General features: G+C 70.4%; 12 protein-coding genes. 9 read left to right on the plus strand and 3 right to left on the minus strand.

The genetic code is table 11. The features are described from left to right. On the plus strand, positions 1 to 1,681 hold a 1,681-nt coding region (locus HMPREF3115_RS28125), incomplete at its 5' end, for an ATP-binding response regulator (protein WP_070557035.1). Between the two features lie 19 nt (positions 1,682 to 1,700). Here HMPREF3115_RS28125 and HMPREF3115_RS28130 read toward each other — a convergent pair. Then, a complete protein-coding gene (locus HMPREF3115_RS28130) occupies positions 1,701 to 2,747 on the minus strand; it encodes a UDP-glucuronic acid decarboxylase family protein (RefSeq protein ID WP_006398911.1) in 1,047 nt (348 codons plus the stop codon). Next, positions 2,747 to 4,063, minus strand: a complete 1,317-nt coding sequence (locus tag HMPREF3115_RS28135) for a glycosyltransferase family 4 protein (protein ID WP_006407424.1) — start codon at positions 4,061 to 4,063, stop codon at positions 2,747 to 2,749. Before HMPREF3115_RS28135 ends, HMPREF3115_RS28130 begins: the two co-directional genes overlap by 1 nt. A 266-nt stretch (positions 4,064 to 4,329) precedes the next feature. Here HMPREF3115_RS28135 and HMPREF3115_RS28140 point away from each other — a divergent pair, with 266 nt between their 5' ends. From HMPREF3115_RS28140 to HMPREF3115_RS28175, 8 genes are all read left to right on the plus strand, one after another. After that, positions 4,330 to 4,734 carry a BON domain-containing protein gene (locus HMPREF3115_RS28140; protein ID WP_006407426.1) on the plus strand — a complete coding sequence of 135 codons (405 nt, stop codon included), beginning with the start codon at positions 4,330 to 4,332 and terminating at the stop codon, positions 4,732 to 4,734. 28 nt (positions 4,735 to 4,762) lie between these two features. Beyond that, the gene (locus HMPREF3115_RS28145; protein ID WP_006398915.1) at positions 4,763 to 5,791 is read left to right on the plus strand and encodes an SDR family oxidoreductase; all 1,029 of its coding nucleotides are present in this window, start codon (positions 4,763 to 4,765) and stop codon (positions 5,789 to 5,791) included. A gap of 31 nt (positions 5,792 to 5,822) precedes the next feature. Beyond that, complete coding sequence (locus HMPREF3115_RS28150) at positions 5,823 to 6,122, plus strand: DUF2795 domain-containing protein (RefSeq protein ID WP_006398916.1); 300 nt, start codon at positions 5,823 to 5,825, stop codon at positions 6,120 to 6,122. A gap of 58 nt (positions 6,123 to 6,180) precedes the next feature. Next, positions 6,181 to 6,747 (plus strand): hypothetical protein, encoded by a 567-nt coding sequence (locus tag HMPREF3115_RS28155; RefSeq protein WP_053298965.1) that lies wholly within the window; start codon positions 6,181 to 6,183, stop codon positions 6,745 to 6,747. A gap of 131 nt (positions 6,748 to 6,878) precedes the next feature. Further along, complete coding sequence (locus HMPREF3115_RS28160) at positions 6,879 to 7,736, plus strand: SDR family oxidoreductase (RefSeq protein WP_006411765.1); 858 nt, start codon at positions 6,879 to 6,881, stop codon at positions 7,734 to 7,736. A gap of 26 nt (positions 7,737 to 7,762) precedes the next feature. Beyond that, positions 7,763 to 8,377 (plus strand): DUF4142 domain-containing protein, encoded by a 615-nt coding sequence (locus HMPREF3115_RS28165; RefSeq protein WP_006407430.1) that lies wholly within the window; start codon positions 7,763 to 7,765, stop codon positions 8,375 to 8,377. A gap of 57 nt (positions 8,378 to 8,434) precedes the next feature. Continuing rightward, the gene (locus HMPREF3115_RS28170; RefSeq protein WP_006407431.1) at positions 8,435 to 9,046 is read left to right on the plus strand and encodes a DUF892 family protein; all 612 of its coding nucleotides are present in this window, start codon (positions 8,435 to 8,437) and stop codon (positions 9,044 to 9,046) included. 28 nt (positions 9,047 to 9,074) lie between these two features. Continuing rightward, entirely contained in the window at positions 9,075 to 10,250 is a 1,176-nt protein-coding gene (locus tag HMPREF3115_RS28175; RefSeq protein ID WP_069221655.1) for an alcohol dehydrogenase catalytic domain-containing protein, read from the plus strand. Positions 10,251 to 10,304: 54 nt separating this feature from the next. On the opposite strand, the gene HMPREF3115_RS28180 is transcribed toward HMPREF3115_RS28175, so the two are convergent. After that, positions 10,305 to 11,535 (minus strand): Nramp family divalent metal transporter (locus HMPREF3115_RS28180; RefSeq protein WP_256276466.1); only part of this gene is annotated, 1,231 nt, incomplete at its 5' end.

Below are 11,535 nucleotides of genomic sequence, written 5' to 3' on the forward strand. Positions count from 1 at the left end.
CGCGGCCGGCGGCGAGCCCGTGCCGGTCGCGGAGACGGCCGCGCCGATCGCCGATGCGGACGGCAACGTCGACGGCGCAGTGCTGCTGCTGCGCGACGCGAGCGCGGACCGCGCGCGGGCGGACGCCGCGCAGGTCCGGCGCGCGGTCGTCGACGCGTCGCCCGACGCGCTCATCGGGATCGACCGCGACGCGCGTATCGTCAGCTGGAATCCGGCCGCGCAGCGCATCTTCGGCTACGACGAAGAGGCGGCGTACGGCCGCCGTTTCGACTCGCTGATCGCGATGCGCTGGCTCAAGCGTCATCCGCTCGTGCAGACCTTCGACCATCTGCGCGAAATCGTCGGGCCGGTCGACCTGCTCTGCGTGCGACGCGACGGCGGACGCTTCCGCGCGACGGTCGCCGCGCGGCCCGTGCGCGGCGAGGCACGCGACGGCGTCGCGCTGTCGATCACGTTGCGCGAGACCGGCGCACAGCGCCGTCAGGACCGGCGCACGCAACGCTCGCTGCGCAGCGCGCGCGACGCGGGCGAGCAGGCCGCGACGTCGAATCGTCTGAAGGATGAATTGCTCGCCACCGTATCGCACGAATTGCGCACGCCGCTGAACGTGATCTACGGGTGGATCGAGGTGCTGCGCAATTCGGGCGACGACGCGCTGCGCGTGCAGGCGATCGACGCGATCGACCGCAGCGCGCGCTCGCTCACGCGCATGGTCGGCGACATCCTCGATGCGTCGTCGCTGTCCACAGGCAAGCTGCGGCTCGACACGATGCCGGTCGACGTCGTGCGGCTGTTCGCCGATGTCGTCGCCGCGTTCCAGACGGCCGCATCGAGCACCGGCATCGCGCTCGAATTCGAGTCGCGTGTCGCGACCTGCATCGTCTCGGGCGACGCCGAGCGGCTGCGGCAGATGCTGTCTAACCTCGTATCGAACGCGCTGAAATTCACGCCGGCCGGCGGCGACGTCACGGTCAGCGTCGCGCACGACGACACGCATGCCGTGCTGACCGTGACCGACACCGGGCAGGGCATCGCGCCGGAGTTCGTGCCGCACGTGTTCGACATGTTCCGGCGCGCGGACGATTCGCCGGCCTCGTCGCGGCGCGGCCTCGGGCTCGGCCTGTCGATCGTCCGGCATATCGTGCAGCTGCACGGCGGCACGGTCGTCGTCGACAGCGCGGGGCGCAATCGCGGTACGACCTTCACCGTGAAGCTGCCGGCCGGCTGGCAGCCGATCGGCGCGATGGCATGGGGAATCGCGCAGACGGTCGTCGCGCGCGAACGGCTCGGCCTCGACACGCAGCGGATCCTGATCGTCGACGACGACGCGACCACGCGTGCGAGCCTGACCGCCGCGCTGCGCACGCTCGGCGCCGAAGTCGCGGTCGCATCGTCGGGCCATCAGGCCGTGACGATCGCCGCGCAGATGCGGCCGACCGTCGTGCTGTCGGATCTCGCGATGTCGGACGGCGACGGCTTCTGGCTGCTCGACGCGATCCGCCGGCGCGCGGCCGAAGGCGACGACGCGTGCAACCCGCGCGTCGTCGCGGTGCCCGCGCACGCGGGGCTCGCCGACGAGCGGCGCGCGCGCGCGGCCGGCTTCGACGGCTATCTCTGCAAGCCGGTCGACGTCGGCGATCTCGCGCGCGAGATCGCGCGCGTGACGAGCCGCGACGACTGAGCCGACGCGTGCGCCGCGCTCAAGACGTCGGCGCCGCGCGGTTGCGCGTGCCGATCTGCGCGAGCATGTGCGACGCGATCTGCGTGCTGCGCACGAGATCGCCGGGCGCATGGTGCGCCGCTTGCCGATGGATGAAATAGCGCGCGGTATGCGCGAGCCCGCTCGCGAACGGCGTCGTCGCGCGCCAGCCGAGCCGCTTGCGCGCCGCGTCGAGGTTCGGCCGGCGCTGGCGCGGATCGTCGGCCGGCAGCGGACGAAACTCGATCGGCACCGTCGCGCCCACCACGCGCACGACTTCGCGCGCGACGTCGATCATCGCGATCTCGTCGTCGCTGCCGAGATTGACGGGCTCGCACGCGTCGCCCGGCTCGTCCATCAGCCGCACGAGCGCGTCGATCATGTCGTCGACGTAGCAGAACGAGCGCGTCTGCGTGCCGTCGCCGTAGACGGTCAGCGGTTCGCCCGCGAGCGCCTGCGTGATGAAGTTCGACACGACGCGGCCGTCGGCCGGATGCATGCGCGGCCCGTAGGTGTTGAAGATCCGCGCGATCCGCACGTCGACGCCGTACTGCCGGTGATAGTCCATGAACAGCGTTTCCGCGCAGCGCTTGCCTTCGTCGTAGCACGCGCGGATGCCGATCGGATTCACGCGGCCGCAATAGCGTTCGTCCTGCGGATGCACGTCGGGGTCGCCGTACACCTCGCTCGTCGACGCCTGCAGGATGCGCGCCTTCACGCGCTTGGCGAGACCGAGCAGGTTGATCGCGCCGTGCACGCTCGTCTTCGTCGTCTGCACGGGGTCGCGCTGGTAGTGCACGGGCGACGCGGGGCACGCGAGGTTGTAGATTTCGTCGACTTCGACGTAGAGCGGGAACGTCACGTCGTGACGCATCAGCTCGAAATTCGGCGCGTCGAGCAGGTGTGCGATGTTGTCCTTCGCACCGGTGTAGAAATTGTCGACGCACAGCACGTCGTGGCCGGCCGTCACCAGACGCTCGCAGAGATGCGAACCGAGAAAGCCGGCGCCGCCCGTCACGAGCACGCGTTTTCGATCGTAGCCCTTCATCACGCATTCTCCTTGCGGGTGGCCAGCACGGCCGGTGTCGTCGCGACCGGCGTGCGGCGCGACGTGGCTGCCGTCGTGCCCGCACGCTCGCGCGCGACGTCGCGATAGACGTCGACGAGCCGGTCGACGACGCCGCGCCACGTATAGAAGCGATGCGCGCGTTCGTAGCCCGCGCGGCCGAGCGCCGCGCAGCGATCCGGTTGCGCGCGCAACTGCACGAGCCGCTCGGCGAGCGCGGCCGGATCGCGCGGCGGCACGAGATAACCGGTCTTGCCGTCCTCGACCGTCGTGCGGATGCCGCCGACGTCGCTGCCGATCACGGGCGTCGCGCACGCCATCGCCTCGACGGGCGTGATGCCGAACGGCTCGTACCACGGCGTCGTCACGAACACGTCGGCGGCGCTGTAGTAGAGGTGCAGCGCGTCGCGGTCGCGCCGGCCGACGAACGTCACGCGATCGGCGATGCCCACGTCGTGCGCGAGCGCGACGAGCCGCGCGAGTTCCGGATCGTTCGCCGGGTCGGGCGTCGCCTGGCTGCCGCCGACCACGTACAGCCGCGTCGGCCGCTGCGGATCGCGCGGCATGCGCGCGAGCGCGTCGATCACGTTGTCGATTCCCTTGCGCGGCACGAGGCGGCCGAGCTGCAGCACGACGAACGCGTCCTCGGGCCAGCCGAGCTGCGCACGCGCGGCTGCGCGCGGCACCGGCCGGAATTCGCGCGCGTCGAATCCGCACGGCACGATCTCGATGCGCGATGCATCGGCGCGATAGTGCGTGGTCAGATCGAGCGCGTCCTGCGGGCATTCGGCGATCAGCCGGTCCGAGCGGCGCGCGAGCGTGTCCTCGATCGCGAAGCGCGCATCGGGGAAGCCGTCGGCCGCGCCCTGATGCAGACGCCGCACGCGGCCGAGCGCATGGAACGTCGTCACGAGCGGAATGCCAAGGCGCTTCTTCACGCGCAGCGCCGCTTCGCCGGACATGAAGAAGTTTGCGTGCATCACGTCGACCGGATCGGGCTCGCGGCGCATGCGCGCGATCATGTACTCCGCGAACGCGCCCATGTACGGCAGCAGCTTTTCCTTCGGCACGTCGACCGGCGGGCCGGCCGGCACGTGGATCACGCGCATCCGCGTGCCGATCCGTACGACTTCCGGCAGGTGCGCATTGTCGCAACGCGTATACACGTCGACGTCGAGCCCGCGCTCGGCGAGCTGCTTCGCGACGTTTGCGACATAGATGTTCTGCCCGCCTGCATCGACGCCGCCAATGACCCCCAGCGGCGACGCATGTTCACTGATCAACGCGATTCTTTGCATGGTGTCGCTCCCGATATCGAGGCCGCGCCGGTGCGTCCCTCGAAGCTTCTCCGGCAATCGTCATGCCCGCTGCTACGCGCGTGCGCGCGTACGGGAGAGCGCCGCAAAAATTACAACGCGTTGGATGAAAGGGCGTCTGATCATCGGCGTGCAGGCGCCGAACGCGGTTCGACCGGATGTGACGCGCGCGTGGGTGGTCCGGCACGCCGCTTGCGCCGGCGTGGCGTACCTGCCGGCTCGCCCGGCGTGACAAAAAGGAGGTCACGATGAAGCTCAACTCGCTGCAAGCCCGTTCTCCGCGACTTCGCGGTCGTCGCACGCGCCGCATCGGTCTCGCGATCGCGGTCGCCGCCGCCACCTGCGCGCTCGCCGCGCCGAACGTGTACGCCGCCGGCGACGACAGCGCGTCGTCGTCCTCGTCTTCGTCGTCGTCGCATTCGTCGACCGGCACGAAAATCCGCGACGCGACGATCACGACGAAGGCGAAGGCCGAACTGGTCGGCACGAGCGGCCTGACGAGCGGCGACATCCACGTGAAGACGCGGCATGGCGTCGTGATGCTGACCGGCAGCGTGCCGGACGAACAGCAGCGCACGATGGCCGTCGACGCGGTCAAGAAGGTCGACGGCGTGCAGAGCGTGCGCGACCAGCTGACGATCCGGCCGAAATAACCGACGGCACCGCCGAAGGAGTCCAGTGATGAACTGCATGCTCAAACCGGTCGGCGAGCAGACGATCGTGATCACCGGCGCGACGAGCGGCATCGGCCTCGTAACGGCGCGCAAGGCGGCACGGCGCGGCGCGAAGCTCGTGCTGTTCGCGCGCAACGCGGACGCGCTCAACACGCTCTGCGAAGAAATCCGCCAGCACGGCGGCCTCGCGGTGCCGGTCGCCGGCGACGTCGCGAACATCGAGGATCTGCAGCGCGCGGCCGCGCAGGCGGTCGAGACGTACGGCGGCTTCGATACCTGGGTCAACAACGCGGGCGTGTCGATTTTCGGCACCGCGGCGACCGTGCCGCTCGAGGATCAGCGGCGCCTGTTCGACACGAACTACTGGGGTGTCGTGCATGGCTCTCTGGTGGCGGCCGACCATTTCCGTCGCCAGAACGACCTGCGCGGCGGCGCGATCATCAACATGGGCAGCGAGGCGTCCGACGCGCCGCTGCCGCTGCAGAGCGCGTACGTCGCGTCGAAGCACGCGGTGAAGGGCTTTACCGATTCGCTGCGGCTCGAACTGGAGTCGGACCGGCTGCCGGTGTCCGTGACGCTGATCAAGCCGGCCGCGATGGACACGATGTTCGTGATGCACGCGAAGAACTACATGAACGTCGAGCCGAAGCTGCCGCCGCCGATCTACGACCCCGAACTCGTCGCCGACGCGATCCTGTTCGCGGCCGCGCATCCGCGCCGCACGCTGTTCGTCGGCGGTGCCGCAAAGCTGACGTCGGCGAGCGCGTATCACGCGCCGCGGCTGTTCGACCGGCTCGCGGCGACGCTGTTCTCGCGCGGCCAGCGCACGGTGCGGCCGGCGCGGCCGCGCGACGACAACGCGCTCTACGAGTCGCGTCATGCGCTGCACGAGCGCGAAGGCATGGAAGGGCCGGTGCTGCGCTCGTGCGCGTACAACACGGTCGTGCAGCGTCCGAAGGTCGCGAGCGCCGTTGCGCTGACCGCGGCCGCGCTGCTGTTCGCGGCCGTCGCGCGGTCGCGCCGCGCCGCGGCGTGATTTCGTTTCACTTTTCGAAGGAGGCATCGCAATGACATCCCGACAACATACGGGTCACGAGCACAGCCACTCGCGCGCGCACGAAGGCGAGCGCACGCAGCAGGATCACGACAAGGGCGGGCACCAGACCGGGCACGGCAAGCCGCCGAGCCCGATCGACGTGCAGAAGGCGCTGAAGGGGCTCGACTATCCGGCGAGCAAGTCGGACGTCGTCGAGTGCGCGGAGCGCTCGCACGCGGATCCGGACGTGCTGGAGATGCTCAAGCAAATCCCCGACCGCGAGTACGAAACGCCGGCGTCGGTCTCGAAGGAACTGGGCCGGCTGATGTAAGCGCCGCGCCGCCGCGCGCCGGCCGCGCGCGCGGCGCACCGTCACGAGGAGCAGAGCAATGGCGATGATCGTCGCAGGTCGGTTCACGACCTTCGAGGAAGCGGAAGGCGGCGCGCGCCGCCTTTACGAGCGCGCATTCGGCCCGGACGACGTGTCGATCTTCTTCCTGAATCCGGACGGGCAGCATGCGCGCTTTCCGGTCGGCGGCGACGTATACGCCGATACGGCCGCGAAGCCCGGCGGCCGCGGCGCGGTCGTCGGCGTGATGCGCGGGCTCGCGATCGGGCTCGTCGTCGGGTTGATCGTCTATGCGATCGGCTTGCGCTACTGGTTCGTGCCGGTCGCGGGCGCGCTCGCGGGCGCGTATCTCGGCGCGTTCGGCGGCGCGCTCGGCCGGATGCGCGGGCAGCAGGCCGAAGGGCGCGGCACGCTCGCGAAGACCGAATCGGGCGTGATCCTCGCCGCGCGCGTGACGCCGGGCAGCGCGACGACCGCCGAAGACGTGCTGCGCGCGACCGGCGCGACGTCGATCGAGCGCGTCGAAGGCGACTGGCAGAACGGCGAGTGGCGCGATTTCGATCCGGTGCGCCGTCCCGACGAGGCCGGCGCCGCGAGACCGCGTTGAGCCGCGTATTTTCTGCACGCATTTTGCAATGCCGCGCGCGCGAGGCCGCGCCGTCGGCGCCGCGCGGGCGCGCGGCGCACGGCACGGCGCTTGCGTCGCGCTGCGCACACCGTCGTTGAAGGAGGAACCCCATGACCACGGCACAGACGCCGCCGCCGCAGAAGCAGACGCAGCAACCGGGCACCGAGCGCGAGATGAATCCGAAGCCGCGCGACGAAGCCGCCGATTACGTCGGCAGCGGCAAGCTCGCGGGCAAGGTCGCGCTCGTCACCGGCGGCGACAGCGGGATCGGGCGCGCGGTGGCAATCGGTTTCGCGAAGGAAGGGGCGGACGTCGCGATCGTCTACCTGAAGGAGTCCGACGATGCCGCGCATACGAAGCGGCTGATCGAGCAGGCCGGGCGGCGCTGCGAAGCGATCGCCTGCGACGTCGGCGACCGGCGGCAGGCATTCGACGCGGTCGCGCGCACGGTCGAGCGGCTCGGCCGGCTCGACGTGCTCGTCAACAACGCGGGCGAACAGCATCCGCAGCCGAGCCTCGAGGAAGTCAGCGAAGAACAGCTCGAACGCACGTTCCGCACCAACGTGTACGGCATGTTCTTCTGCACGCAGGCCGCGCTCAAGCACATGCAGCCCGGCGCGCGCATCGTCAACACCGCATCGGTGACGGCCTATCACGGCAGCCCGAAGCTGCCCGACTATTCCGCGACGAAGGGCGCGATCGTCGCGTTTACGCGCTCGCTGTCGATCGAGCTCGCCGAGCGCGACATCCGCGTGAACGCGGTCGCGCCGGGGCCGATCTGGACGCCGCTGATTCCGTCCACATTCACGGCCGAGCAGGTCGCGAAATTCGGCTCGAACGTGCCGCTGAAGCGGCCGGGGCAGCCGGACGAACTGATCGGCTGTTACGTGCTGCTCGCATCCGAAGGCGCGAGCTACATGACGGGGCAGACGCTGCACCCGAACGGCGGCTCGATCGTCGGCGGCTGACGCCGCCTCACGCAAGGAGGAACCGAATGAGAACCCACAACTGGACGATCGCGGCACTCGCCGCCGCGGGCGTGCTCGGTCTGTCGACGGCCGCGCACGCACAGATGCCGAGCGAGCCGCCGGCATCGAATTCGCACGTGCCGGGCGGCGTCGTGAACCCGTCGTCGGGCGCGGCCGCTGCCGACAGCGGCATCGCGAAGTCGCCGCAGGGCACCGACGCCGAGTTCGTCGACAAGGCGGCGCTCGGCGGCAAGACCGAAGTGCAGGCGAGCCAGCTCGCGCTGAAGCAGGCGAAGTCGGCCGACGTGCGCACGTTCGCGAAGCGGATGGTCGCCGACCACGGCAAGGCGAACGCGCAGCTGACCAAGCTCGCCGCGCGCAAGGGCATCAAGCCGCAGGCCGAGCAGATCGCCGACCCGGACGTCGAGGCGCTGCGCGGCAAGCAGGGCCACGACTTCGACGTCGCGTACGTCGCGGCCGCGGGCCCCGATGCACACCGCAAGACGATCGCGCTGTTCGAGAGCGAGGCGCGCGACGGCAAGGATGCCGATCTGCGCGCGTTCGCCAAATCGACGCTGCCGACGCTCAAGCATCACCTGAGCATGGCGGAGGCGCTGCAGCGCAAGGTGGGCGCGCAGTAACGCGCGCCCGGTTCAACCTGTGGGCCGCGCGTGCGGCCCGATTTTTCGGAGGCAGTCATGGCCCAACGGCAATCGAAGCACGAAGGCATCCTCGAACTGCTCTGCCAGGCGTACGAGACCGAGCTTGGCGGCGCGAAGATCTACGAGGCCGCGCTGCAGTGCGCGACCGACGAGGACCTGCACAAGGAGTGGGAGAAGTACCATCGCGAAACGCTGCATCACCAGGAGGTGCTGCGCGACGTGTTCAAGACCCTCGGCCTCGATCCCGACGCGCAGTCGCCCGGCCGCGCGGCGGTGGCGGCCACCGGCGAATCGCTGGTCCAGGTCATCGAGCAGGCGCGGCAGCAGGCGGACCCGGCCGTCGCGCAGGTCGTCGCGGCCGAGTGCGTGGTGCTCGCCGAAACGAAGGACCACCTGAACTGGGAGCTGATCGGCTATGCGGCGGACCAGCTGCCCGACAGCGAAGCGGCGAAGGTGCTGAAGGCCGCGCATGACGAGGTCGAGGCCGACGAAGACCATCACCTGTACCACACGCGCGGCTGGGCCCGCGAGATGTGGATCCAGTCGATGGGCTTCAAGGCCGTGCTGCCGCCGCCGGAAGAAGTGAAAAAGGTCGAGTCGGCCGCCGACGCGGCGCGCGCCGAGCGCTCGCGCGGCAAGATGATGTAACGCGTCGCCGGCCGCGGGGAGAACGCCGATGATGGCCTTGTGCTGGCACGGCAAGCGCACCGTGCGCTACGAGCGGGTGCCCGATCCGGCGATCGAGCACCCGCGCGACGCGATCGTCAAGGTGCGGCGCTGCGCGATCGGCGGCGCCGATCTGCATCTGTACGACGCGGCGATGCCGGGGCTGAAGGACGGCGCGATTCTCGGGCGCGAATTCGTCGGCGAAGTGGTCGAGGTCGGACGCGAGAACCGCCGTCTGCACGTCGGCGATCGCGTCGTCGTGCCGTTCGTCGTCGCCTGTGGCGAATGCGAGCAGTGCCGGCGCGGCAACTACTCGGTGTGCGAGGCGTCGAACCCGAATCGCGCGTTCGTCGAGCGCGTGTACGGGCAGGGCACCGGCGGCCTGCTGGGCGGCGGCCATCTCGCCGGCAGCTATGCGGGCGGCCACGCCGAATACGTGCGCGTGCCGTTCGCCGACGTCGCGCCGATCCGGCTGCCCGACGAGCTGGACGACGAACGCGCGCTGCCGCTCGGCGACACGCTGCCGGCCGGCTGGCAGGCGGCCGCGCAGTGCGCGATCCAGCCGAACGACGTCGTCGCGGTGTGGGGCGCGGGCGCAGTCGGCCTGTTCGCCGCACTGGCCGCGCGGCTGCTCGGCGCGCGCGAGGTGATCGCGATCGACTGCGTGCCCGCGCGGCTCGAATGCGCGCGCACGCTCGGCGCGACGCCGCTCGATTTCACGAAGCTCAGCGTAGCCGACACGCTGGCGAAACACACGCGCGGCAAAGGCCCCGACAAGTGCATCGACGCGGTCGGGCTCCACGCGCACGCGATCGACGCCGTCGATGCGCCGCTCGACCGCTTCAAGGAAACGTCGGCACCCGGCGTCGACCCGCCGCACGTGCTGCGCGAAGCGATCTATGCGTGCCGGCCCGGCGGCATCGTGTCGATCGCGGGGCTGTACGGCGGCCTCGTCGACGACGTGCCGGTCGGCGCGATCGTGAACAAGGGACTGACGCTGCGCGCGGCGCAGACGCACGTGCCGCGCTGGAGCGACGAGCTGCTCGGACGCCTCGCGGACGGTCAGATCGATCCGTCGTTCGTCGTCACGCACCGTGCGCGGCTCGAGGACGGGCCCGCGCTCTACGAACTAAGCCGCACGCGCAGCGACGGCTGCATCAAGGCGGTGATGCAGCCGGGCGGCTGACCGCATCGCGCGCGGCGGCGGTCCCGCTTATCCCGCCTTTCCCGCCGTTCGCGACTACGCCACCATGTCGACGACCATCGTGACGACCGCGACCGCCATCAGCGCGACCGCGAGCCAGCCGAAGCATTTCGACACGATGCCGGTGCCCGGCCGCCCGTCGACGCCGCGCCGCGCGGACAGCAGCATCACCATCACGAGCATCGGCACCGCGGCGACGCCGTTGAGCACCGCGCTCCAGTACAGCGCGCGGATCGGATCGATCGGGCTGAAGCAGATCGCGATGCCGACGACGACGCAGAGCGTGAGCACCGTATAGAACGCGGGCGCGCGCCGCACCGGCTCGTTCAGCCCTTCGCGGAAGCGCCAGGCTTCCGCGCAGCCGTATGCCGCGCTGCCGGCGAACGCGGGAATCGCGAGCAGGCCGCAGCCGACGATGCCGAACGCGAACACGAGAAACGCGGCTTCGCCCGCGATCGGCCGCAGCGCCTCGGCGGCCTGTGCGGTGCTCGCGATGTCGTGCTCGCCGCGCGCATAGAACACGGCCGCGCCCACGACCATGATGCAGAACGACACCGCGTTGGTCACGACCATCCCGGCCCACGTATCGACGCGGATCCGCTGCGCCTGCCGGTCGCAGAGTGCGGTGTCGCGCGCGCTCGCGCCGTTGCGCTGCGCCGCCTGCGCTTCCTCGACTTCCAGGGCGGCCTGCCAGACGAACAGATACGGGCTCAGCGTCGTGCCGAGCACCGCGACGGCGGTCGTCGCGTAGGCGTGCGAGAACGCGATCTGCGGCAGCACGAGCGCATGCAGCGCGTGCGGCCAGTCGACGTGCACGAACGCGAGCTCGACCACGTACGCGAGCAGCGCGAACGTGAGCCACTTCAGCCAGCGCGCGTAGCGCTCGTACGACATTGTCACCTGCAGCGCGAGCGAGACGATGCCGTAGACGGGCGCGAACCAGTAGCTGCGGCCGCCGACGACGAGCGCGGTCGCGTCGCCCATCGCCGCGAGGTCGGCGCCGACGTTCACGACGTTGACGATCACGACGAGCGCGATCAGCGCCTTGGCGGCGCGCGCCGAATAGTGCTGACGGATGCCGGCGATCAGCCCTTCGCGATTGCTGCGGCCGATGCACGCGGAGGCGATCTGCACGGCGACCATCATCGGCAGCGTGACGACGATCATCCACAGCATGTTGAAGCCGACCTGGCTGCCGGCCTGCGCGTAGACCGCGACGTTGCTCGGGTCGGCGTCGGACGCGCCGGCCAGCAGCCCCGGCCCGAGC

Origin of the sequence: Burkholderia sp. HMSC10F09 (assembly GCF_001806955.1) — a bacterium.
Taxonomy (GTDB): Bacteria; Pseudomonadota; Gammaproteobacteria; order Burkholderiales; family Burkholderiaceae; genus Burkholderia; species Burkholderia multivorans.